The sequence below is a fragment of the Billgrantia campisalis genome (assembly GCF_022341425.1).
GTDB classification, from domain to species: Bacteria; Pseudomonadota; Gammaproteobacteria; order Pseudomonadales; family Halomonadaceae; genus Halomonas; species Halomonas campisalis.
Genome location: NZ_JABFUC010000002.1, coordinates 307229 through 329519, shown reverse-complemented (window position 1 = coordinate 329519; position 22291 = coordinate 307229). Strand labels below are relative to the sequence as shown.

The 22291-nt window shown below is 66.2% G+C and carries 22 protein-coding genes; 14 read left to right on the top strand and 8 right to left on the bottom strand.

What is annotated here, in order from left to right; genetic code table 11:
- Nucleotides 1-46: 46 nt before the first annotated feature.
- Nucleotides 47-1183 carry an NnrS family protein gene (locus tag HOP52_RS03530; RefSeq protein WP_238975883.1) on the bottom strand — a complete coding sequence of 379 codons (1137 nt, stop codon included), beginning with the start codon at nt 1181-1183 and terminating at the stop codon, nt 47-49.
- Between the two features lie 100 nt (nt 1184-1283).
- Between HOP52_RS03530 and HOP52_RS03525 the strand changes: the two genes are divergently transcribed.
- The 12 genes from HOP52_RS03525 (at nt 1284) to HOP52_RS03470 (ending at nt 12101) form a co-directional block, all read left to right on the top strand.
- Entirely contained in the window at nt 1284-1706 is a 423-nt protein-coding gene (locus HOP52_RS03525) for a YbaN family protein (protein WP_238975882.1), read from the top strand.
- A gap of 47 nt (nt 1707-1753) precedes the next feature.
- Nucleotides 1754-2191, top strand: coding sequence for an Rrf2 family transcriptional regulator (locus HOP52_RS03520; RefSeq protein WP_238975881.1), 438 nt, complete (start codon nt 1754-1756; stop codon nt 2189-2191).
- Between the two features lie 142 nt (nt 2192-2333).
- On the top strand, nt 2334-2645 hold the full coding sequence (locus HOP52_RS03515) for a c-type cytochrome (protein WP_238975880.1): 312 nt from the start codon (nt 2334-2336) through the stop codon (nt 2643-2645).
- Nucleotides 2646-2926: 281 nt separating this feature from the next.
- Complete coding sequence (gene nosR, locus HOP52_RS03510; protein WP_238975879.1) at nt 2927-5071, top strand: transcriptional regulator NosR; 2145 nt, start codon at nt 2927-2929, stop codon at nt 5069-5071.
- A gap of 3 nt (nt 5072-5074) precedes the next feature.
- The gene (gene nosZ, locus HOP52_RS03505; RefSeq protein ID WP_238975878.1) at nt 5075-6970 is read left to right on the top strand and encodes a TAT-dependent nitrous-oxide reductase; all 1896 of its coding nucleotides are present in this window, start codon (nt 5075-5077) and stop codon (nt 6968-6970) included.
- Nucleotides 6971-7022: 52 nt separating this feature from the next.
- Complete coding sequence (locus HOP52_RS03500; RefSeq protein ID WP_238975877.1) at nt 7023-8318, top strand: nitrous oxide reductase family maturation protein NosD; 1296 nt, start codon at nt 7023-7025, stop codon at nt 8316-8318.
- On the top strand, nt 8315-9241 hold the full coding sequence (locus tag HOP52_RS03495) for an ABC transporter ATP-binding protein (protein ID WP_238975876.1): 927 nt from the start codon (nt 8315-8317) through the stop codon (nt 9239-9241). Before HOP52_RS03500 ends, HOP52_RS03495 begins: the two co-directional genes overlap by 4 nt.
- On the top strand, nt 9238-10062 hold the full coding sequence (locus HOP52_RS03490; RefSeq protein WP_238975875.1) for an ABC transporter permease: 825 nt from the start codon (nt 9238-9240) through the stop codon (nt 10060-10062). Before HOP52_RS03495 ends, HOP52_RS03490 begins: the two co-directional genes overlap by 4 nt.
- A 31-nt stretch (nt 10063-10093) precedes the next feature.
- The gene (locus tag HOP52_RS03485; RefSeq protein ID WP_238975874.1) at nt 10094-10648 is read left to right on the top strand and encodes a nitrous oxide reductase accessory protein NosL; all 555 of its coding nucleotides are present in this window, start codon (nt 10094-10096) and stop codon (nt 10646-10648) included.
- Between the two features lie 58 nt (nt 10649-10706).
- Nucleotides 10707-11099, top strand: coding sequence for a c-type cytochrome (locus HOP52_RS03480; RefSeq protein ID WP_238975873.1), 393 nt, complete (start codon nt 10707-10709; stop codon nt 11097-11099).
- 64 nt (nt 11100-11163) lie between these two features.
- Nucleotides 11164-11718 (top strand): hypothetical protein, encoded by a 555-nt coding sequence (locus tag HOP52_RS03475; protein ID WP_238975872.1) that lies wholly within the window; start codon nt 11164-11166, stop codon nt 11716-11718.
- Complete coding sequence (locus tag HOP52_RS03470) at nt 11718-12101, top strand: DUF6164 family protein (RefSeq protein WP_238975871.1); 384 nt, start codon at nt 11718-11720, stop codon at nt 12099-12101. The genes HOP52_RS03475 and HOP52_RS03470 overlap by 1 nt, the downstream gene beginning before the upstream one ends.
- Before the next feature lie 56 nt (nt 12102-12157).
- Here HOP52_RS03470 and HOP52_RS03465 read toward each other — a convergent pair whose 3' ends face one another.
- The gene (locus HOP52_RS03465) at nt 12158-14125 is read right to left on the bottom strand and encodes a TonB-dependent copper receptor (protein WP_238975870.1); all 1968 of its coding nucleotides are present in this window, start codon (nt 14123-14125) and stop codon (nt 12158-12160) included.
- Between the two features lie 514 nt (nt 14126-14639).
- Between HOP52_RS03465 and HOP52_RS03460 the strand changes: the two genes are divergently transcribed.
- Nucleotides 14640-15323 (top strand): sulfite exporter TauE/SafE family protein, encoded by a 684-nt coding sequence (locus HOP52_RS03460; protein ID WP_238975869.1) that lies wholly within the window; start codon nt 14640-14642, stop codon nt 15321-15323.
- 11 nt (nt 15324-15334) lie between these two features.
- Nucleotides 15335-16309 (top strand): sigma-54 interaction domain-containing protein, encoded by a 975-nt coding sequence (locus HOP52_RS03455; protein ID WP_238975868.1) that lies wholly within the window; start codon nt 15335-15337, stop codon nt 16307-16309.
- A gap of 81 nt (nt 16310-16390) precedes the next feature.
- Here the strand turns inward: HOP52_RS03455 and HOP52_RS03450 are convergent, their stop codons facing one another.
- From HOP52_RS03450 to HOP52_RS03425, 6 genes are all read right to left on the bottom strand, one after another.
- Nucleotides 16391-16804 (bottom strand): copper-binding protein, encoded by a 414-nt coding sequence (locus tag HOP52_RS03450; RefSeq protein ID WP_238975867.1) that lies wholly within the window; start codon nt 16802-16804, stop codon nt 16391-16393.
- Between the two features lie 71 nt (nt 16805-16875).
- Nucleotides 16876-17430: a hypothetical protein gene (locus HOP52_RS03445; RefSeq protein ID WP_238975866.1), complete on the bottom strand. Its 555-nt coding sequence runs from the start codon at nt 17428-17430 to the stop codon at nt 16876-16878.
- Nucleotides 17431-17502: 72 nt separating this feature from the next.
- Nucleotides 17503-17886, bottom strand: coding sequence for a cupredoxin domain-containing protein (locus HOP52_RS03440; protein ID WP_238975865.1), 384 nt, complete (start codon nt 17884-17886; stop codon nt 17503-17505).
- A gap of 29 nt (nt 17887-17915) precedes the next feature.
- Entirely contained in the window at nt 17916-19583 is a 1668-nt protein-coding gene (locus HOP52_RS03435; RefSeq protein WP_238975864.1) for a NapC/NirT family cytochrome c, read from the bottom strand.
- A gap of 167 nt (nt 19584-19750) precedes the next feature.
- Nucleotides 19751-21367, bottom strand: coding sequence for a cytochrome D1 domain-containing protein (locus tag HOP52_RS03430; RefSeq protein WP_238975863.1), 1617 nt, complete (start codon nt 21365-21367; stop codon nt 19751-19753).
- A gap of 171 nt (nt 21368-21538) precedes the next feature.
- Nucleotides 21539-22279: a Crp/Fnr family transcriptional regulator gene (locus HOP52_RS03425; RefSeq protein ID WP_238975862.1), complete on the bottom strand. Its 741-nt coding sequence runs from the start codon at nt 22277-22279 to the stop codon at nt 21539-21541.
- Nucleotides 22280-22291: the final 12 nt, after the last annotated feature.

Below are 22291 nucleotides of genomic sequence, written 5' to 3'. Positions count from 1 at the left end.
GGCGGCCGACCCCGTCGCCCGAGGCGCGCCTCATCCTTGCCCGGGGTCAAGTCTGGCGAGGTCGCGCGGGCGGAAGACGCGACAGCCAGTGGCACAGCCGCCAGGCCACCAGCAGCCAGGCCAGACCCCAGGCCGCCGCCGAGCCCCACAGCACCACCAGCCAGGAGCTGCCCGTCTCCAGCGCCCACAGCCGCAGCAGGGCCGCCAGGGCAAACAGCACGGCCAGCGGCACCAGGCTCCACTCCGCCTCGGGGCGCCCCTTGGCGCGCAGGATCACGTGGCGCAGCATGATGGTACTGGCCAGGGTGCCCAGGGCCCCGATGGTGAAGGCGTGCAGCGCGGTGCTGGCGTGGGCCGGCAGCCACCAGGCCCGCGCCAGCAGCAAGAGCCCGATGCCCAGCCAGCCGTAGCCGAGCATCAGCACCAGCAGATCCCGCCGCCCCCGACACAGGCCCGGCCGCCAGCCGCGGATCCTCCACAGCACCAGCAGGCCGGCGGCGGCCACCAGCAACGCGGCCAGCGACTGCAGCCGGGGCCAGAGCATGACGAAGGGCGCCAGCCCCAGCAGCAGAATCAGCGCTGACTCAATGCGCGGCTGGACCCCGGCGCCGGCGAGGCGATGTCGCTGCATCAGGTGGCCGTTGACCGCCGGGGCGATGATCCGCCCGCCCATGAAGGTCATTAGCAGCACCAGCCACAGCACGCTCTGGTGCATCAGCGGGGCCGTGCTGGGCATGTCGTCGAGATAGCGCCAGGTAAGGGTCACCACCGCCAGCAGGCAGATCAGCCCCAGCAGCGGCGACAATAGACGGTTGCGCCACTTCTTGGCGGCGAGAAAGCGCGGCACCAGCAGCGACGCTACCCACAGGGCGAAGGCGCCATCGGCCAGGCTCGCCACGACGCTGCCGGGCCACTCCAGCACCCCCAGCCGCCCCACCAGCCACAGCCCCACCAGACAGCCGAGCCGGGGGCGCGAAATCGGACCTAGCAGGTAGCCGGCGATCACCGCCAGGGCGAAGCCAAACAGCAGCTCCCGCGCATGGGCGGCGGGCGAGGCCAGCTGCGGCACCACATCCAACTGGTGGTAGAGCGAGAGCAGCGACAGCGGCACCATCAGCGCCGCGTGCAGCGCCGCCAGGGGAAACAGCCAGCGCCAGGCCGGCAGCGGCGGGGGAGCCGACACCCGACGATGGTGGGACTGCGCGCGCGCGGGCTTTACATCGACTCGAAACATGCATATAAAATACTACTTAGACGAACCGCTGCCAATCCGCGAGGTCTGAATGACGTCCGTGGTGTCACGACTGGCCTGGCGCTGCCTGGCCTATGGCTGTATCGGGCTGGGCACCGCCGGCCTGGTGGTGCCGCTGCTGCCCACCACCCCCTTCCTGCTGGTGGCCGCCTGGGCGGCCCCCAAGGGGTCGCCGCGCCTGGCGCGCTGGCTGTGGCAGCACCCTCGCCTGGGCCCCACCCTGCACGCCTGGCAGCACCAGCGCGCCGTGCCCCGCCGCGCCAAGCGGCTCGCGGCGGGACTGCTGATGCTGAGTTGGCTGGTGCTGTGGCTGGGCGGCGCGCCGGCGCCGGTGCTGGGACTGACCGCGGTGATCTTCTGCTGCGTGGGCGCCTTCGTGCTGACGCGACCGGATGCCTCACCCCATGACACAGCGCGCATCACCAGGGCGGATGATAGAATATGCCGCTTTTAATGCTTTTTTCTTGATGAGCATCAAGCCCCGATAGTGATGAGACAACCATGCACCTGACTCGCTACACCGACTACGCCCTGCGCGTGCTGATCTACCTCGCCGTGAAGGACCAGGAGCGGGCCACCATCACCGAGATCGCCGAGACCTTCGGCGTGTCGCGCAATCATCTGATGAAGGTGGTGCAGGATCTCAGCCACCGCGGCTATATCACCACCATTCGCGGCAAGAACGGCGGGCTGCTGCTCAATCGCCCGGCGGAGGAGGTGAGCCTGGGCGAGCTTGTCCGGGCGACCGAGCAAGAGCTCGGCCTGGTGGAGTGCTTTCGCGATTCGAACGAGTGCATCATCACCCCGGCCTGCCGGCTCAAGCCGATACTCAATGAAGCACTCGGCGCCTTCATGGCCGTGCTGGACCGCTATACGCTGGCCGACATGCTCGGCCGCCGCCAACCCCAGCTGGCGCAGCTGCTGCAAATCAAGGAATGAGTGAGCGCAGGCACTGCCCTGCGCCGCTATTCTTGTCTACTCTTGATCTACCAAGCAGTATGCATGGAAATATTTCCCAACCCGGCCTCTTGCCCCGTCGGGGCCAGGCCATACCGTGAATAGCACGACCAGGAGAACCTTGATGAACAAGCTGACCACTGCCCTGTTGACCGGCGCCGCCGCCCTGGCCTTCACTGCGTCGGCCCAGGCCGAGCCCGACGGCGAGGCCATCTACAACCAGGCCTGCATGGCCTGTCACATGACCGGCGCCGCCGGCGCGCCCATCAAGGGCGATGAAGCCGCCTGGGCCCCGCGCCTGGAGAAGGGCATGGACGTCATGTATGAACACTCCATTGAGGGCTTCCAGGCCATGCCGGCTCGCGGCGGCCATCCCAACCTGAGCGACGAGGAAGTCAAGGCCGCCGTGGACTTCATGCTCGAGCCGGTGCTCTAAACCACTAGACGAGCGAGGTACCATCGCCTCCCCAATTGTGCCCGCACTCCCCTCAGGCGCCCCTGCTCCAGGCAGGCGGCGCCTTTTTTTGCTCACGCCCCACCCCATGCTTTGTTCGCTACCGACAATGCGGTGCCCGCCTCACACTCACCAGCGAACATGACCCACGTCAATTCGACTTTGCAGGGCAACTGGCATGATGGCACCACAAAGATTCATTTCAGATACATGTTGAAGCCGCTGGGCTGCTCATAGCGGACCCAGCGCTCAAGGGACAGCCCATGTCGACCCGGCACGCCGCCTTCCTGAAACACTCCCTTTCCTGGCTCCTCGGTCTAACCCTGCTGGCGGCCCTGCTGCCCGCCCAGGCCATCGAGCTCGACCAGGTCAAGCCTGGCTTCCCGGAGGCCACGCGACTCTCCGCTGCCGAGGGTGAGCATCCCGCCAAGGCGGTCTATGCCGGTGAGACCCTGCTGGGCTACGCCTTTAAAACCGACGATGTCGCGCCTATTCCCGCCTATTCCGGCAAGCCGATCAACATGCTGGTGGGCTTCGACCTGGAGGCCCGGCTCACCCAGGCCACCATCCTCGGCCACGAGGAGCCAATCATGCTGGTGGGGATCCCCGAACAGCGCCTGATCGACTATGCCGATGCCCACATCCCCCATCACGTCAGCGAGCGGCTGCGCGTGGGCGAGAACCTCGACGCCATCTCCGGCGCCACCGTTACGGTGATCGTGCTCACCGAGACGATCATGCGCGCGGCCCGCCGGGTCGCCGCCGAGCAGGGGCTGATCGACGACCCGCTGGCGACCCCGCCGGCCAAGGTGCGCCACGACGTGTTCGAGCCGGCCGACTGGGAAACCCTGGTGGGTGACGGCACCATTCGCCGGCTTCACCTGACCCACGGCCAGATCGACGAGGCCTTCGTCGGCACTCCCGCCGAGGCCTACGCCAGCGGCGAGGATCCCGAGAGTACCTTCATCGACCTCTACGTGACCTACCTGAATGCTCCGACGGCCGGCCGCAACCTGCTCGGCGACGTGGTATATGATCAGCTCATGGAGCGCCTCGACGAAGGCGAGCACGCCATCGGCGTGATGGCCCGCGGCGACTACTCCTTCAAGGGCTCGGGCTATGTACGCGGCGGCATCTTCGACCGCATCGAGGCCGGCCAGGGCAATACCGCCATCGCCTTTCAGGACAGCGACCACCGTCGCATCGTGCGCATGGGCATCGATGGCGCACCGCGGCTGACCGAGCGAGATATCTTCATCATCCGGGAGGACGCCCAGTTCGACCCCGGCGAGCCCTGGGAGCTGGGCCTGCTGGTGCGCCGGGCCACCGGCGCCCTGGATACCGAGTTCGTGCGCTTCAATGCCGACTACAGCATCCCGGAAGCCTATATCGAGCGCTTCGAACCGCCCGTCGAGGAGGCGCTGTGGGTACAGGTATGGCGCGACCGCACCTTCCAGATCGTGGTCCTTGGCATCGGCCTGACCGTGCTGACCGCCATCATGCTGTTCCAGGACGTGCTGGTGCGTTACCCGCGCATCCTCGAGCCGCTGCGCATCGGCTTTTTGATCTATACCGTCACGTTCATCGGCTGGTACTCGCTGGCCCAGCTCTCGGTGGTCAACATCCTCACCTTCATCCACTCCTTGATGGGCGGCTTCAGCTGGGAGTCGTTCCTGATCGACCCGATGATGTTCATCCTCTGGTCGTTCGTGGCGGTGACGCTGCTGATGTGGGGCCGCGGCGTCTTCTGCGGCTGGCTGTGCCCCTTCGGGGCCATGCAGGACCTGATCAACAAGGCCGCTCGCAAGCTCAAAGTGCCACAGTTCGAAGTGCCCTTCGCCGTGCACGAGCGGCTGTGGGCCATCAAGTACATCATCCTGCTGGGCCTGTTCGCGGTATCGCTTCACTCGCTGGGACAGGCCGAGCGGTATGCCGAGGTCGAGCCCTTCAAGACCGCCGTGACCATGCGCTTCCAGCGTGAGTGGGCTTTCCTGCTCTACGCCCTGGGCCTGCTGGCGATCTCCGCCTTCACCCACAAGGCCTACTGCCGCTACATCTGCCCGCTGGGCGCGGGACTCGCGATTCCCGCCCGCCTGCGCCTGTTCGACTGGCTCAAGCGCCATCGCGGCAGCTGCGGTACCCCCTGCCAGATCTGCGCCAACGAGTGCGAAGTGGCGGCCATCCACCCCGACGGCCGCATCAATGCCAACGAGTGCCACTACTGCCTGGACTGCCAGGTGACCTACCACGACGACCAACGCTGCCCGCCGATGATCAAGCGTCGCAAGCGCTACGAGAAAGCCGCCAGGGTTTCCTCGAAGTCAGGTGGCGTCGAAACGTACCCGGCCGATGCTGCGCAGGGCAGCGGGGCCAAACTGCAGCGCATCCCCACTCTTCAGGAGGAGTGAACCATGAGCGACAAGAACGACCACATCAAAGACCTCAGCCGCCGGCACTTCCTGCGCAACAGCGCGATCACCGGCGTGGCCGGAGCGGGTATCGCCGGCGGCTTCGGCGCCGGCGCCATGATGGGCAGCCGGCCGGCCGAAGCCGCCTCGAACAACGACCACCACGTCGAGCCGGGCGAACTCGACGAGTACTATGGCTTCTGGAGCGGCGGCCACTCCGGCGAAGTGCGCATTCTCGGCGTGCCCTCCATGCGCGAATTGCTTCGAATCCCGGTCTTCAACGTCGACAGCGCCACCGGCTGGGGGATCACCAACGAGTCCAAGCGCGTGCTGGGCGAGAACGCCCCGCTCAACGGCGACACCCACCACCCCAAGGTGAGCTACACCGACGCCCGCTATGATGGCCGCTACTGCTTCATCAACGACAAGCTGAACACCCGCGTGGCGCGTATCCGCCTGGATATCATGCGCGCCGACAAGATCGTCACCATCCCCAACGTCCAGGCCATCCACGGCCTGACCCTGCAGCGGGTACCGAAGACCGAGGACGTCTTCGCGGTAGGCGAGATGATCGTACCGCTGAACAACAACGGCCAGAACATGGACGACACGTCCGAGTACTGGACCATGATGACCTGCCTCGACGCCGACACCATGGAGATCAAGTGGCAGGCGATCGTCGATGGCAACCTCGACAACTGCGACACCGACTACACCGGCCGCTTCGTCGCCGCTTCCTGCTACAACTCCAGCCGCGGCATGACCCTGCCGGAGATGATGGGCCCGGAGCGCGACTGGACGGTGATCTTCGACGTGCCGGCCATCGAGCAAGCGGTCGCCAACGGCAACACCACCACGCTCGGCGACTCGCCGGTCCCGGTGGTCGACGCCCGCGAGCAGGCCCATGACGGCCGCAACCCCTTCGCGCTCTACGTGCCGACCCCGCGCAGCCCCCACGGCGTCAACACCATGCCTCCGGAAGGCAAGTACTGCGTGGTCAGCGGCAAGCTCTCGCCAACCTGTACCGTCATCGAGTGGTCACGGGTCGCCGAATGGTTCGACGGCGGGCTCGACGACCCCCGCGACACCGTGGTCGCCGAGCCGGAAGTGGGCCTGGGGCCGCTGCACACCACCTTCGACGACCGCGGCAACGCCTACACCTCGCTGTTCCTCGACAGCCAGGTGGTCAAGTGGAACGTGGAAGATGCCATCCGTTCCTACAACGGCGACGAGGTCAACTACATCCGCGACCGCATCGACGTACACTACAACATCGGCCACATCAAGGCATCGCTCGCCTGTAGCCGCGACGTCGACGGCAAGTACCTGACCGCGCTGTGCAAGTTCTCCAAGGACCGGTTCCTGCCGGTGGGCCCGATGCACGCCGAGAACGACCAACTGATCGACATCACCGGCCAGCAGATGAAGCTGGTGCACGACGGCCCGACCTATGCCGAGCCCCACGATGCGCTGATGATCCGTGCCGACCAGCTCAACCCGTCACAGGTCTATACGCGGGACGATCCGTACTTCGCCGAAACCGTGGCCATGGCCGAGGCCGACGGCATCGAGCTGGAGACCGCCAACACGGTGGTTCGCGACGGCAACAAGGTGCGGGTCTACATGACTTCGGTCGCGCCGAACTTCGGTCTCACCGAGTTCCGCGTCAAGCAGGGTGATGAAGTCACGGTGGTGGTCACCAATATGGACAACATCGCCGACGTGAGCCACGGCTTCGCCATGGTCAATCACGGCATCAACTTCGAGATCCACCCGCAGCAGACCTCCTCGGCCACCTTCATCGCCGAGAAGCCTGGCGTACACTGGTACTACTGCAGCTGGTTCTGCCATGCCCTGCACATGGAGATGTCCGGCAGGATGCTCGTGGAACCCGCGTGATGTCCCGGGCCGGCCCTGCGGGGCCGGCCCCACAACGATTGAGGTAGCCGCTTTGCTACGACTTATCCTCGGCTGCTGCCTGCTGATGCTGGCAACGCAAGCATTCTCCGCCCAGCGAGTCACCCCCGATGGCGATGCCCTGCAAGCGCGTATCGATAGCGCCCCTGCCGGCAGCGAACTGCTGCTCAGCGAAGGGGTACATTCCGGCGGCATCCTGATCGACAAGCCGCTGACCCTGCGCGGCGAGCCTGGCGCCATCCTCGACGCCCAAGGCGAAGGCGACGTGATTCGCGTCACCGCCCCGGATGTGCGTATCGAAGGCCTGACCCTGCGCAACTCGGGTTTCAACCTGACTGACATGAACGCGGCCGTCCACGCCGAGCGTGGCGCCCACCGAATTCACATCGAAGACACCGTGATGGAGAACGTGGCCTTCGGTGTCTGGCTCTGGCACCTGGAAGCCCCGAGCGTGATCGGCAACCACATCCGCGGCAATACCGACGTCCGCTCCCAGGACCGCGGCGATGCCATCCGCCTCTACAACATCGACGGCGGCCTGATCGCCGACAATGACGTCCGCGACAGCCGCGACGCCATCTACGTGGATACCAGCCGCGACCTGGAATTCCGCAACAACCGCCTGCGCGACTCCCGCTTCGGGATCCACTACATGTTCACCCATGGCGGCAAGATCATCGACAACCACACCAGCGGCACCCGCGCCGGCTACGCGCTGATGATGTCCCGCGACCTCAGCGTGGTGAACAACCGCTCCGAGCGCGATCACAACTACGGCATCCTGATGAACTATGTGAACTACAGCACCATTGCCGGCAACCGCATCAGTGGCATCACCGCCTGGCAGGGGGCCGGCGGTAGCGAGCACGGCGTGACGCTGGGCGCCGAGGGCAAGGCGCTGTTCATCTACAACTCCCAGGCCAATGACATCCACGGCAACCGCCTGGCCCACAGCGAGATCGGCATCCACCTGACCGCCGGTTCGGAAAACAATCGTCTCTACGAGAACGCCTTCATCAACAATCGTCAGCAGGTGATGTACGTCTCGACTCGCCAGCAGGAGTGGTCGGTCGACGGCCGCGGCAACTACTGGAGCGACTACCTGGGCTGGGATCTCGCCGGCGACGGCATCGGCGACACCGCCTATGAGCCCAACGACGCCGTGGACCGGCTCTTGTGGCGCCACCCCAGCGCGCGCCTGTTGATGAGCAGCCCGGCGGTGGTCGCCCTGCGCTGGGTACAGCGCCAGTTCCCGATCTTTCGCGCCCAGGGCGTACGCGACAGCGCTCCCCTGATGCATGAACCCGACCTTGGAGACGCCAGCGCATGAAGCCCGTCATCGAATGCCACGGCCTGACCAAGCGTCATGGCAAACTCACTCGCCTCGCCGATCTCGATCTCCAGGTGCGGGAGGGCGAGGTGCTCGCCCTGCTCGGCCATAACGGCGCCGGCAAGACCACCACCATGAAGCTGATCCTGGGCCTGATCTCGCCCAGCGCCGGATCGCTCTCGGTGCTTGGCGGCGCGCCGGACGGCCCCCACGCCGAAACCCTGCGCCGCCGGCTCGGCTACCTGCCCGAGAACGTCAGCTTCTATGAACAGCTCAGCGGCCGCGAGGTACTGGACTACTTCGCCCGACTCAAGCGGGTCGATCGCCGTCAGGTCGATGAACTGCTCGAGCGAGTCGGCCTTGCCGAGGCCGCCAATCGGCGCGTCAAGACCTACTCCAAGGGCATGCGCCAGCGCCTTGGCCTGGCGCAGGCACTGCTCGGCGACCCTCAGCTGCTGCTGCTCGACGAGCCCACCACCGGCCTCGACCCCTCGGCCACCCGCGATTTCTACGAGACGGTAGGCGAACTGCGAGAGCGCGGCTGCACGGTGCTGCTCTCCTCCCACGTGCTGCCGGGGATCGAACCCTATATCGACCGCGCCCTGATCCTCGGCGCCGGGCGCCGCCTGGCGCTGGGCAGCCTGGAGGAGCTGCGCCGGGAAGCCGCGCTGCCGCTGACGGTACGGGCCCGCGGCAGCTGGCCCGGCACCGACTGGACACAGGGCTGGGACGCGGCCCAAGTCGCCCCGCGCCATCTCAACGGCCACGCCCTCGAGCTGGGCGTTCATCCGACGGCGAAGATGGCCGTGCTGCGCCGACTCACCGAAACACCGGGCGTCGAGGACATCGAGCTGCTGCCTCCGACCCTGGAGCACCTCTATGCGCACTTTTCCGCGCCCCATGACACCGGAGGCCACTCATGAACGCGACCCTGACCGTCGCCCGCAAGGAGTTCCAGGACGGCCTGCGCAACCGCTGGGTACTGGCCATCGCCCTGATCCTGGCCGCCCTGGCCGTGGGTATCGCCTGGTTCGGCGCCGCCGCCAGCGGCGGGATGGGCTTCACCACCCTCTCCACCACCGTGGTCAGCCTGTCGACCCTGGCGGTCTTTCTGATCCCGCTGATCGCCCTGCTGCTGGCCTATGACGCCGTGGTCGGCGAACAGGAGTCCGGCACCCTGCTGCTGCTGCTCACCTACCCGATGAGCCGCACGGCGCTGCTGCTCGGCAAGTTCCTCGGCCACGGCCTGATCCTGGGTGCCGCCACCGTGCTGGGCTTCGGCATTGCCGGCATCGTCATCGGCATCGGCGCCGATGGCATCGACATCGGCCAGCTGGTCTCCAGCATGGGCCTGCTGATCCTCAGCAGCGTACTGCTGGGCTGGGTCTTCATCGCCTTCGCCTACCTGATCAGCGTCTGGGTCAGCGAGAAAGCCCGCGCTGCCGGCCTGGCGCTGGGGGTGTGGTTCCTGTTCGTGCTGGTCTTCGACCTGGGACTACTGGCGCTGCTGGTCAGCGTGCAGGGCGGCGGCGACTGGCTACCCTGGCTGCTGCTGTTGAACCCGACCGACGGCTTCCGGCTGATCAACATGGTCGGCTTCGACACGGCCCAGGCCTATACCGGTGTCACCGCCATCGCCAGCGATATCGACTTCCCGATCAGCTGGCTGGTGCTGGTGATGCTCGGCTGGATTGCCGTTCCCCTGGGGTTCGCCATCCTGCGCTTCCGTCATCATTCGGCCTGACGTCCGCTATCGCTCATCATAGGAGCCCCCCATGATCCGCCTCCCCATTACCGCCCTGGCTCTGTCGACGCTACTGCTGGCCGGCTGCGGCGACAACGATGACGTGGCCCTGGCAGAGGCGCAGCCGATCAGCGACGGCGACAGCTGCCACGTCTGCGGCATGCTGATCGAACAGTTGCCGGGCCCCAAGGGTCAAGCCTTCATGGACCGCGACCAGAGCGCCCGAAAGTTCTGCTCCACCACCGACCTCTTCGCCTTCCTGCTGCAACCGGAGAACGAGCGGCGCATCAGCCACGCCTGGGTGCATGACGTCGGCATCACCCCCTGGTCGACGCCGTCGGACGATGCCTACATCCTCGCCGCCGAGGCCTACTACGTGGTGGAGCATGAGCGCCGCGGCGCCATGGGCCACACCCTGGCCTCGTTCAGCGAGCAGCGTGTGGCAGAGGCATTCCAGGAAACCTATGGAGGACGCATCCTGACCTTCGAGGAGATCGACCTGGAACTGCTCACCGAACTGGGCCGCCAGGACGCCAGCATGTTTCCGGGCGGCGATAGGCATGACAACGGTATGCCAGGCCACTGACCCGGCCGGGGGCGGCCAGCCCTGAGGGACAGCACATGCTCAGCAAGGGGGAATTACAATGTCGACGACGGCTTTCGCTGCAGCCCTGTCACTGGTGGTGATGGCAGCCATCAGCCTGACGGCAAGTGCGGAAAGTACGGCTAGCACGGCAGAAGAGGCGACTGATGCGACAACCCGCGAAGACGCCTTCCGCTACGGCGGCGACCCCGAGCGGGGCGCCGAGATGGCCAAGCTGTGCACCAGCTGCCACGGCTATCAGGGGCGCAGCGTGACCTCCCGCTACCCCAGCATCGCCGGGATGGACGAGACGCGCTTCGTCGAGGGCATGCGGGAGCTGCGCGCCGGCGACAGGGGCCACCGGATGGCCAGCATGACGCGCGGCCTGACCGATCAGGACATCGCCGACCTGGCCGCCTACTACAGCCGCCTCGAGGCGCCCGACGGGCCGTGATGACTCGGCGTGAGGGGGCCGCGAATGCTACCATCCCCGGCCTGACCTCCAGGATGACCGGGCCATGATCCAGACCCTTGCCCCCACGGCGCGCTTCGCCCTGCTGCTGGCCGGCCTGATCGCCGCGCCGCTGGCCGGGGCCACGAGCTTCAATACCAGCGACCTCGAGGCGCACGGTCGCTGGCACTCCGTGACGCTGTCGCTGGGCGATGAGCGCCACTTCCGCGCCCTGGAGCAGCACAGCTACAGCGACACCCTGCTTAGCCTCAACTTCACCCCCGGGGTCTGCGACCTGCCGTGGCTGGAGCTTCGCGTCGAGCTCGATGAGCATCAGGCCGAGAGCCGGGTGGCGAACCTGGTGCCCGCCGATCTGCGGGTCGACCACGACACCATCCACGGCGGCATGGCGGAGTTCATCACCCAGCGGGGCGACAGCGGCTTCTACGTCAACTTCTACCTGAACGAGCAGGCCCTGCTGATCGAGGAGATGCGCCAAGGCGAGACCCTCAGGCTGCGCCTGACCCGGGCCGAAGAGGACTACTGGTTCCTGACCTTCGATCTCGACGGGGCCGATGCGGCCATCGACCGGGCCGAGCGGCAGTGCGAGGCGGCCAGCTGATGGCGACGCTGCTGTTTCGGCTGGCCAACGTCTCCGACGAGGAGGCGTGGGAGGTGCGCCGGCTGCTCGACGAGCACGGCTTCGACACCTACGAGACCCACGCCGGCTTCTGGCGGCTGGGCGTCGACGCCATCTGGCTGCGCGACGACACCCAGCTGGACGCGGCAAGGGAAGTGATCGAGCGCTACCAGGCCGAGCGGCAGGCGCGGGTACGCCAGGAGCATGCCGACCGCATCGAGCGAGGGGAGCAGCCCACCCAGTGGCAACGCCTGCGCCATCACCCCGTCAGGGTACTGCTGGTGGCTCTGGCCGTGCTCGCCATCCTGGCCCTGACCCTGCTGCCCTTCCTGAGACTGATCGAGGCCTTCGGCGGTACATCCTGAACCGCCGAAGGGCGAGTGGCGGTTGGGCACTAATCACCCACGCCGCCACCCCAGGCTTAGAATCGCGTGGTGAGGTTGGCCCATAGGGTCCGCCCAGGCTCATTCACTCGTGCGTCCGTGGCTCCCAGGTCGGCGCTGCCGCGCTGGATATGCTCGGCATAGGCGCGGTCGAAGAGATTGTCCACTCCCAGGGTGACGGTCGTATTCCCGAACAGCTTACGACCGGCATAGACCGATGCCGTGGCAAACCCCGGCAACTCGTCGGTATCCAGGCTGTAGATGGTGCCCTGCCCCTCGGCGATACGATCCTGGCGCATCACGCCGCGCCACAGCACGCCGCCGAAATAGGCATTCTGGGCATAGTCCAGCCCCAGGGTCGCCTCCAGCGGCGGCGTCTGAGCCAGCGGTCGATCATCGGTATCGTTGTTGCTGCGCACCCAGGCCAGCGAGGAGCTCAGACTCCAGCTATCGGTCACGCGTAGCCGGAGATCCGCTTCGGCACCCAGGGTGGTGGCATCGATATTGCGCGCACGGGGGGCATTGCCTGTTTCATCCACCAGGATATAGTCGTCGTACCAGCCATAGAAGAGCGACAGGTTGGCCGTCAGCCGCTCCCCGTTCCAGCTGGCACCGCTATCGAGCTGGGTCAGGGTCTCGGTGCCGAGACCGAAGACCCGATTGCGCTCCCAGAAGTCGCCGGCCCGCTCGGCGCGTCCCACCCCGGCGAACAGACTCACCGGCCGGTCGGCCAGCGCATGCTCGTAGCGGGCGAATCCGCTCCACAGGGTCGAGCGCTGGGCATCACCCCGATCAGCGCCTCCGAAGCCCGCCGGATTGAGCGCCTCGGCCTCGGCGCGGTCGACTCGCAGCCCAACGGTCAGCCAGCTGCGCGCCCCCAGCTCATGCTCCAGTTCGGCAAAGGCACCCAGATCGGTAAACTCGGCTCGCCCGCTGCGCGGCTGTTCACGCCAGCTGGTGGTTCCACGCCAGCGGTGTCGGTTCTCGGTATAGTCCAGGCCAGTGGCCAGATGACTGGCCTCGCCCAGCGCGAGCTCGGCCGATAGCCGCGCTCCCTGGGTGCGCCGGTCGGGGTTGCTGGCCATGGCCATCATCGGCGCCTCACGCAGCCGGAAGTTGTCCATGACATGATCGACATAGTTGTAATAGGCCATGGCCTCGACCTCGGTCAGCCAAGGCGCCAGATTCTGACGTGTCACGCTCAGGGTATAGCCGGTCCGGTCGAACTCGGTACCATCCATGCGGCGATCATCGTAGGCGGCCTCGGCATCGCTGCGATCCACGGCCAGCTCGATGCGGGTATCCACATCGGGGGTCCAGCCAAGGATGGCGGTACCGCTCCAACGGCTGTATTGGGAGTGCACTTGGTTGCCGTCACCGTCCCGGTAGTCGTCCTGGTCGGAGAGGGTGCCGATCAAGCGAACGTAGCCCTCCCGGCTGCCGGCGGTCAGATCGCTCACCAAATCGAAACGGTCATGGCTGCCCAGGGTGGAACTGGCGAATCCCTCCACGGTGGCCTCGGTCAGCACCGGCTTGTCACGCTCGAAGCGTACCACTCCCGCCGGGGCCACCCCGTAGCGCACGCTCTGGGGGCCCTTGATGATCTCCACTCGATCATAGGCCTGGGGGAAGATATAGGCGGTCGGCGGGTCCATGCGTCCCCCGCAGCCCCCCAGGATGCTCGCCCCATCGGCCTGGATGGCCAGCCGCGAGCCGCCCAGGCCGCGCAGCTCCGGGTCGCCGCTGGTGCCCCCCTTGCGGCTGACGGAAAAGCCGGGGATGGACTTGAGGAAGGCGCCACCGTCCTGGGCCGGCAGCGGCAGCCGCGGCTGCCGCGTATCGGTGCGGACCGTATAGGGGTCGCTCATGGCCGGCGCCGTGATGACCAGAGTCGACATGGCCGGCGGGGCGAGCGGCGCCTCACTCGCTGCCATGGCGACCTGCCAGGAAAAGAGGGAGACGGCAACCGCCAGACTCTGGCGGAGAAATTGGGGTTGATGCAGCATGTCAGTGTCTCGAATCGGATAATGGCTGACTTAATTAGCAAAATAGATGCCACTTATGACTCATGACCAAAATTTACGGACAGCGCATTGATTTAAAGGATGTTTTATTGTGCACACCGGAAGCTCTGGCGCCGCTGACTGGCACCTGGCTCACCGCCGAGTAAGCCAAATCCCCGAGCCACTGGGGCAAATGCCGCAACGCCAGCCAGGCGCTGCGCGCCATGCCTGGCGCACGCAAAAAAACGGCCCCGAACGGGGCCGTGCAAGGACTTCTCTCTTACGAAACGGTATCTATTACCCAGCAGTTTCCATGCCAACGTTAGCCATCACTGCCATGAATATGCATCTTGTTGATTTGAAGGGCCTGTCTCCACACTTTCCCGATAACGGCAGGCGACAGCCGCGCCGCCCAATGAGTATGCTTGTGGCATCTGCCACGCCGGCCATGTCAGATGACACAGCAGGGTGAAATGGCACAAGCAGTCGTCACGGCACATTAAGGGAGCTAGCCGTCATGCCGGCTGAGTGGACCATAGCTTTCCTGCTGGGGCTGCTCAGCAGCACGCACTGCCTGGGCATGTGCGGCGGAATCGCCGGCGCCCTGACGTTCAGCCTCTCCCCCGAGGTGCGAGCGAGACCACGCAGGCTGATGGCATTCAACTTGACCTACAACGCCGGACGCATCAGCAGCTATCTGCTGGCCGGCGCCCTGGTCGCCGGCGGCGCCGGGATGCTGAGCAGCGCCGTAGGCGCCACCAACCGCCCGCTGATGGCGTTGCTGGGTGCCACCTTCCTGGTCGCCGTGGGGCTCTATATCGCCGGTTGGTTTCCGCGCTTCGCGCGTATCGAGGCCGTAGGGCGTCCGCTGTGGCAGCGCCTGGAGCCTCTGGGGCGCCGGCTACTGCCGGTGCGCCGCCTCTATCAGGCCTACGGCTTCGGCCTGGTATGGGGCTGGCTGCCCTGCGGGCTGGTCTACTCGGCACTGGTCTACAGCCTGACCACGGAAGACGCCTGGCGCGGTGCGCTGTTCATGCTGTTCTTCGGCCTCGGCACCATGCCGATGCTGTTCACCGTCGGCGTCATGGCCAGCGGCGCGGCGGCGAGACTGCGTACACCGGCCGTGCGTCGCCTTGCCGGGCTGATCATCATCGTGCTGGCCCCGGTGCCGCTGATGCTCACCCATTGGGGAGGGCCATGAAGGGAGATCGGATGAACAGGGTTACGGCAAACCACGATTCACGCTTCGAACTGGTCGGCGAATCCCCCGCGCTGCAGGCGGTAGTGCGCTCGGCGCGCCTGGTGGCCGCGACCGACGCCACCGTGCTGATTCTCGGCGAGAGCGGCACCGGCAAGGAGCTGCTGGCACGCCTGGTGCATCAGAGCAGCCGCCGCGCCCAGGGTCCCTGGATCACCCTGAACTGCGCCGCGTTGCCCGAGGAGCTGGTCGAATCCGAGCTGTTCGGCTACCAGCGGGGTGCCTTCACCGGTGCCCAGGCCGACACCCCTGGCCGGGTGCAGCAGGCCCACGGGGGCACCCTGTTTCTCGACGAGGTGGCGGAGCTGCCGCCGGCGGCCCAGGCCAAGCTGCTGCGCTTTCTGGAGTATGGCGAGTGCCAGGCGCTGGGCGCCGGCCTCGTGGAGCGAGTCGATGTCCGCATCCTGGCCGCCACCCACCAGGACCTGCGCACCCGGGTCGCCGACGGCACCTTCCGCGAGGACCTCTTCTACCGCCTGCACGTGATTCCACTGGAGCTGCCGCCGCTGCGTGAACGCGATGGCGACCTGCCGCTGCTGGCACGGCGCTTCTGCGAGGAGCTCGCCGGTCGCCACGGTGTCGAGCCCCCAGCGCTTGCCAACGGCCTGCTACGCCGGCTCGCCGACCATGGCTGGCCCGGCAATGTTCGCGAGCTGCGCAACCTGATCGAGCGCTGCGTGGTGCTGATGCACGGCCGCTCGATTGACGCTGAGGATCTCCCGAACGACTGGCTGCAGGCGGCCGCGCCCCGCCAGGGCGATGCGCCCTGGCAGCTGCCCGCGGGTGGGGTGAGCCTCGAGGCGCTGGAGGGTCAGCTGATCCGCCAGGCCCTGGAGCAGGCCCAGGGCAACCGCTCCCGGGCGGCCCGGCTGCTGGGACTGACCCGCGACACCCTGCTCTATCGCATGAAGAAACACGCCATCGCGTGACTCCCTTATCGCCTAACCCCTTAACGACCAGGCGCCGCCCTGCTGGGCGGCGCCTGGTCACGCGAGCGGGGTAGCGTCCGTTCAGTGACCGATCGCCTCGCGCAGCGCATCGGGTAGCGTCAACTCGGTACCCTCGGGCAGCGGCTCAAGCCCCTCGGCGTACCAGCGCTGGCCGGCCTCGATGCGGCTGAACATCTGGAAGCTGACCTTGTCGCCCACCTCCAGCGCCGGCACCGCCTCGCCCTCCGGCAAGGCGAGGTGCATGCGCATGGCCATCATCACCTCGGGAATCGCCTCGTGGGCCAGAGTCACCCGGCCCTCGCCCTCGTCGTGCCCCAGGAAGATACCGCGTACCTCGAAGGGCCCCGCCGCGGTCTCTGCCTCGCCGTGGGCGTGATCATGCCCATGGGCGTGGCCGTGATGCCCCTGGTCGGCATGGGCCGCGATGCTGAGCAGGGCGGTCGCCAGCAGCGCCGGCAGTAAGGGTCTTTTCATTGGCCGATGTCCTCAATCGAAAAGCCGCCCCGAAGGGCGGCTGAAAAATGAATCACTGTGGGCGCCGCCGATCAGCGAAACAGCTGGGTATCGAGATACTCCACCGAGAGGTAGTCATCGAAGGACCACAGACGCACGAAACGTCCCCGCTCGGTGACCTCATCGCCCTCGCCGCCCCAGACGTAGAGACTACGGGGCTCCTCGGGCATGCCCTCCTTGAGTTGCTCGAACCACCACTCGGCCAACTCCTCTACCCAGGGCTGGCCGTAGCGCGCCTCGAGCTGCTGCTTGACGGTGGCGTGGTCATCGACCTGGGGGTGGAAGGCCACCACCAGCGCCAGCTGGTCCTGCCCGCCGGGGAAGACATAGCGCAGATCGGTTTCCGGCTCGCCCTCGGTCTGCAGCTCACCGTCGATGATGATATCGCCGTCGTCGGTCTCATGGACCGAGACATTGACCACGCCGTCTCCCTCGAGACGCTCCATCACCGCCTCGGACGACATGCCGAAGTCGGCGCTGCGATAGCCGTCGGGACCTTCCGCCGCCACCGCGGCGCCGGCCGTGGCCAGCGCCAGGGAGGTCAGCAGCCCGGTGACCCAGGCTGCGGGTTGAGTGGTTATCGCCATGCGAACTCCTCTGTTGTCGGTGCGTCACGGCACCGCTTGCTTGCTGCGTGGAACCGGCCGCTCCGTGGCCGGCTACTCGTCCTCGCTGGCCTCGACCACCCGAATCACGCCGTGCATGCCGCGATTCTCGTGGGGTTGGCAGTAGTACTCGTAGGTGCCCGCTTCGTCGAAGGTGCGCTCCCAGCTCTCCTCGGGAAAGAGTCGGCCCGAGGCGATATCCTCCTCCGGGAAGTAGATGTCGTGGTTGGAGCGACGCTCCACATTGAGCCAGCGCACCGTGGTGCCGACGGTTACCTCCAGCTCCATCGGCACGAACTCGTTGTTCACCATGTCCACCACGACCACATCATCGTCGGCGGCGCCGTTAGCGTCTTTCTCGCTGCCGGCCTGGGCCGCCCCGCCGATCAGCAGGGTGGCCAGCAGGCTGACACCAAGGGTGAGAAGCCGTTTGCGCATCGCTACTTACTCCTCTGGTGCCGGGCGCATCACCGGGTGATGCGCGTGGCGTTGATTTCCACCATGTCGTCTTCGAAGTCGCCGGGAATCTCGGCGTCGAAGGCCAGGCCGTACTGCCAGGAAACGTGGTGGAAGCGCGACGAGGCGTAGTCGTCATGCAGGGCCACGTTGAAGCTGTACTTGCCGTCGGTGGAGAGCGGCTTGTCGCCTTCCACGCCGGTGCGCAGGGCACGGGTCAGGTAGGCCGTCCAGACGCCGTCGGCTTCCTCGGCGGCCATGACCACCGCGTCGCTCTCGGAGAGATGACGCTGCTCGAGGATATAGCCGCTTTCGGTCAGCTGATCGCCGCTCTTGAAGCGCGCCACGTCAAGGTAGACACCGCCGCCCAGCAGCTCGGCGATCTCCTCCTCTTCCTTGAGCTTGTCCCAGCCCCCGCGGGCCGCGCCGCGCCGTCCGCGAATCTCGATGTCGGTACGACTCTCGGACAGGTACTTGGTGACACCGTTCATCAGCTCCAGGCGCTCGGCCAGCTCGGTCTCGCTCAGGGCCTCCTCGTCCGGGGCATCCGGCATATAGGTGGAGTCGTGGTGGCAGCTCGCCCAGCAACCGCCACGGTCGGCCATGTCGACGCGATCGTCGGCGAAGCTCACGGTCAGCTTCATGGGGTTGTCGGGGTCCATGCGTCCGCCGTCGACGAAGGGCAGCGGCGCATGCTCGCCTTCTTCCCACTGGAAGCGCATGAACAGGTAGTCGTCGTCGAAGGAGGCCTGCACGGTCATCGGCACATGGCCGCGCTTGTCGCCGAGATCGAAGGTCTCGAACTTCTCGGCGTTGACCGCCATCTGACCGATCTGCTCCTCCTCGCCGGCGTGACACCAGACACAGCGGTCACCAAAGCTGAAGGCGCGGCCGCCACCGTGCTCGCTGCCGTCCTGGATCCACTCGATGGAGGCCTGGCCGGGCAGGAAGAGGGTCACATCGAGTGCCGGGACGTCGTCCCAGTCCAGCGTCGAGGCAATATCGCCCTCGGCCACCACGGCTTCGCCCAGGTCTTCGGCTTCCAGCGGCACTTCGGGCGCACCGCGGTCGAGGTCGGCGTCGGTGTCATGCTCGAAGCGTGCGGCCCATACCGGCGACTCGTCCCAGTCTTCGGGCAGCTCGTGGGCGATGCCCTGGTGGCACTCGATGCAGGTCTGGCCCTGCTCGAAGGCGCGGGCGTGCTCGCGGGCCGCACGGGGCGCCTGCTCCTCTAGATCCATGGCCGACCAGTCGTGGCAGTTGCGACACTCGCGCGAGTCGGTGCGCAGCATCGAGCGCCAGACGTTCTCGGCCAAGTGCAAACGCTTGTCCTCGAACTTCTCCTCGGTATTGATGGTCCCCAGCATCCAGTGCCACACCTCACGGCTGGCCTCGATCTTGCGGATCATCTTGGGTCCCCACTCCCGGGGCACGTGACAGTCGGCGCAGGTGGCCCCCACGCCAGTGGGATTCTGGTAGTGGGCCCGGTCCTTGTACTCCTCGTAGACCCAGGTCATCTCGTGGCAGGCCGAGCTGCAGAACTGCATGCTGTTGGTGGCCACCATCACAGTATTGAAGCCACCCCAGAACAGGATACCGGCAACGAAGAACACCACGGCAGCGCTCAGTGACGCTCCCATGATGGTCAACCTGCGCCAGTTGCGTAGACGCTCCCCCATGATCAATCTCCCGAATTTTTCTTGATACCCGTTGCTTTCATCAGTCTGCCCTGCCGCCTGGTTATAGGTTGTGCGCCGGCCCCTTCTTCAGCCGCTCTGCGCCCTTGCCTGACGCGAAACGGCTGAAGAAGGGGCCGGAGCGCCCTGGGGCGCTCCGGCAGGTCGGCTTAGCTGCGCTTGTACTTAGCCTTGCGGTTGTAGACGTTGAACTTGCCGGTCGGCGTGTTCAGGTTCTCGACGCGACCAATCTCTTCCATGGTCTTGTCGTCATAGATGACGATAGCGCCGTCGTCCTGGTGACCGCGGCCGCGGGCCCAGATGGAGACCCACACCTCGGTACCGGACTGGTCGTACTCCATGTGCAGGGCCACGGCGTCATGCTCGGCGGGACGGTCGGCGACATGGATCGGCGTCAGCTCGCGGGTCTCCTTGTCCATGACCATGATCCACTGGTTGACGTCGGCCTCCGGGTGCATCGACTGGTCGATCCAGACGTGCGGGGAGTCCGGGTGGCTACGCAGGAAGAGCCCCGGGCCGTCGGTCTCGACGGTGCCGCAGATCTCCCAGGCGTGGTCCGGATTGTTCTCCGGATCGGTACCCCAGAAGGTCACGAGGCCTTCACCCAGGTGGGTGGTGCCGGCTACCGGACCACACTCCGGGTCGATCCAGTTGGCGCCCGGCCCCGGGTGCGGGATCTCACCGGTATTGAGCAGGCTGACGAGCTTGCGCTCTACGGTGTCGATGAACGCCATCTTGTGGCTGAAGTTGGCCGCGATCATGAAGTAGCGGCCGGTGGAATCGAAGAAGCCATCGTGCAGGTACTCGGCCGACGCGATTTGGTCCATACGCAGGTTGTCGATATCGCTGTAATCGACCTGCCAGACCTGACCGGTCTCCTTGACGTTGACCAGGAAGGTGGGCGCATGGGGCGTGTCGTAGAGCGCCGCCACGCGGGCCTCGTGGACATACTCGCCCTTGGTGTTGTAGCCGCGGGTAGAGACGACCTTCAGCGGCTCCATGGTCTCGGCGTCGGCGATCACGAAGTGGGGGGGCCAGTAGCCGCCGCCGATGACGTACTTATCCTTCCACTCGCCGTACTTGGACACCGCCACGTCGCGGGCGTCGATGCCGATGAACACCTCGGCGGTCACCTGGGGCGGATCCATCCAGAGGTCGATCTTGGAGAGGCGGCCGTCACGGCCCTGGACGTACCAGAAGCGGCCGTCGGAGCTCGACTTGGCCACGTGCACGGCGTAGCCGGTCTCGGCCTCGGTGACGACTTCCTTGGTGTCGCCGTCGATGATGCCCATGGCGCCACGGTCACGCAGGATGGTGACCATGAAGTTTTCCCAGTTGCGATCGTGCTGGGGCTCATCCGGCCACTGATCCTGCGGCACCACGATTTCCCAGGTGTCGCGGATGTCGGCAAGCGACATCTCCGGCGGCTCTTCCGGGGTCTGCTGGATGTACTTGGAGATCAGGGTGATTTCCTCGGGATCGAGGATGCCGTCGAAGTTGTTCATCCCGCCTTCGGTGCCCAGCGTGATGATGCTCTCCAGGCGACGCTGGCCCATCTCGATAGTGTCCTCGGGCAGCAGGCCCGGACCGGTGGCGCCCTTGCGCAGGGTACCGTGGCAGCCGGCACAGCGCTGGAAGTAGATGTTGCTGGCGCGGTCCATTTCTTCCGCCGTCATTTCCGGTGCCGCGGCCTGGGCGGTGCCCATCATAGCGGCCAGCGGGAAGCTGAGGGCGAAAATCCCCTTGCTCAATGCTCTCTTGTGCATAACGTGCCTCGCTTGGTTTCCCCTTGGGGTAGTGCCTGGCGGGTGTCCGGCAGGACCGATACCGTCAGCTATCGGCCACTACCATCAGCCACCCTCCACCTAGGCTTAGTAGTAGCAGTTTTCGCCCCCCCCTCACTTGACCACTGTCAATTGATGCATCCTGGAGTTGACTTATGTCAGAGGTAGGGGCGAGAAAGTGCTCTGGCGGGTTGTCTCGGCGTCATCGCAGCCGTTGGCGAAACGCAGCAGCGCGGCCACGTCATCCACCTGAACGCAGTTGCGCTCGCAGCGTACGCCGACCTCCTTGAGCCGCGCCATGGCCCGCGAAAAGCTCTCCGGCTTCATACCCAAACGCCCGGCAATCAACAGCTTGTCGCAGGGCAGGCAGACGGTGGCGCGCTGGGCACCGCGTGGGCACAGCGAGACGATGAAGGCGGCCAGGCGCTGGTAAGTGGGCTGATTGGTGAGCTGGTCGAGCTGGCGCACCAGGTAGCGCAGCATCCCGGAGAGATTGGCCAGCAGGTTGAGCGCCAGCTCGTGATTCTGCTCCAGGGTCGAGAGGAAGTGGTCGGCGGTGAAGATCAGCAGCCGGGCATCCTCGGCCACCGCGGCATGCACCGGGAAGCCGAGCCGGTCGAACATCGCCGCCTCGGCGAAGGATTCGCCCCGGGTGAACAGCCCCACCATGCACTCGTTGCCGTCGGGGCTCTCGCGGAACAGCTTGACCCAGCCGTCCAGCACCACGTAGAAGCGATCCGCCGGCTCGCCCTCGCTGAACAGCAGGGTCCCGCGCCGGTAGCTGCGCTCCAGGGCGCCACCGGTCAACAGCGCCAGGGTGTCGTCCTTGAGCCCGGTGAACAGGGGAACCTGCCGAACGGCCTGCAGGGCGTCACGGCTCAGCGGCGTCTTCATGGCCACCTCCTT

Coding starts and splice junctions, on each gene's coding strand:
- HOP52_RS03525 (WP_238975882.1), top strand. CDS start 1,284: ATGACGTCCGTGGTGTCACGACTGGCCTGGCGCTGCCTGGCCTATGGC.
- HOP52_RS03520 (WP_238975881.1), top strand. CDS start 1,754: ATGCACCTGACTCGCTACACCGACTACGCCCTGCGCGTGCTGATCTAC.
- HOP52_RS03515 (WP_238975880.1), top strand. CDS start 2,334: ATGAACAAGCTGACCACTGCCCTGTTGACCGGCGCCGCCGCCCTGGCC.
- nosR (WP_238975879.1), top strand. CDS start 2,927: ATGTCGACCCGGCACGCCGCCTTCCTGAAACACTCCCTTTCCTGGCTC.
- nosZ (WP_238975878.1), top strand. CDS start 5,075: ATGAGCGACAAGAACGACCACATCAAAGACCTCAGCCGCCGGCACTTC.
- HOP52_RS03495 (WP_238975876.1), top strand. CDS start 8,315: ATGAAGCCCGTCATCGAATGCCACGGCCTGACCAAGCGTCATGGCAAA.
- HOP52_RS03490 (WP_238975875.1), top strand. CDS start 9,238: ATGAACGCGACCCTGACCGTCGCCCGCAAGGAGTTCCAGGACGGCCTG.
- HOP52_RS03485 (WP_238975874.1), top strand. CDS start 10,094: ATGATCCGCCTCCCCATTACCGCCCTGGCTCTGTCGACGCTACTGCTG.
- HOP52_RS03480 (WP_238975873.1), top strand. CDS start 10,707: ATGTCGACGACGGCTTTCGCTGCAGCCCTGTCACTGGTGGTGATGGCA.
- HOP52_RS03475 (WP_238975872.1), top strand. CDS start 11,164: ATGATCCAGACCCTTGCCCCCACGGCGCGCTTCGCCCTGCTGCTGGCC.
- HOP52_RS03470 (WP_238975871.1), top strand. CDS start 11,718: ATGGCGACGCTGCTGTTTCGGCTGGCCAACGTCTCCGACGAGGAGGCG.
- HOP52_RS03465 (WP_238975870.1), bottom strand. CDS start 14,125: ATGCTGCATCAACCCCAATTTCTCCGCCAGAGTCTGGCGGTTGCCGTC.
- HOP52_RS03460 (WP_238975869.1), top strand. CDS start 14,640: ATGCCGGCTGAGTGGACCATAGCTTTCCTGCTGGGGCTGCTCAGCAGC.
- HOP52_RS03455 (WP_238975868.1), top strand. CDS start 15,335: ATGAACAGGGTTACGGCAAACCACGATTCACGCTTCGAACTGGTCGGC.
- HOP52_RS03450 (WP_238975867.1), bottom strand. CDS start 16,804: ATGAAAAGACCCTTACTGCCGGCGCTGCTGGCGACCGCCCTGCTCAGC.
- HOP52_RS03445 (WP_238975866.1), bottom strand. CDS start 17,430: ATGGCGATAACCACTCAACCCGCAGCCTGGGTCACCGGGCTGCTGACC.
- HOP52_RS03440 (WP_238975865.1), bottom strand. CDS start 17,886: ATGCGCAAACGGCTTCTCACCCTTGGTGTCAGCCTGCTGGCCACCCTG.
- HOP52_RS03435 (WP_238975864.1), bottom strand. CDS start 19,583: ATGGGGGAGCGTCTACGCAACTGGCGCAGGTTGACCATCATGGGAGCG.
- HOP52_RS03430 (WP_238975863.1), bottom strand. CDS start 21,367: ATGCACAAGAGAGCATTGAGCAAGGGGATTTTCGCCCTCAGCTTCCCG.
- HOP52_RS03425 (WP_238975862.1), bottom strand. CDS start 22,279: ATGAAGACGCCGCTGAGCCGTGACGCCCTGCAGGCCGTTCGGCAGGTT.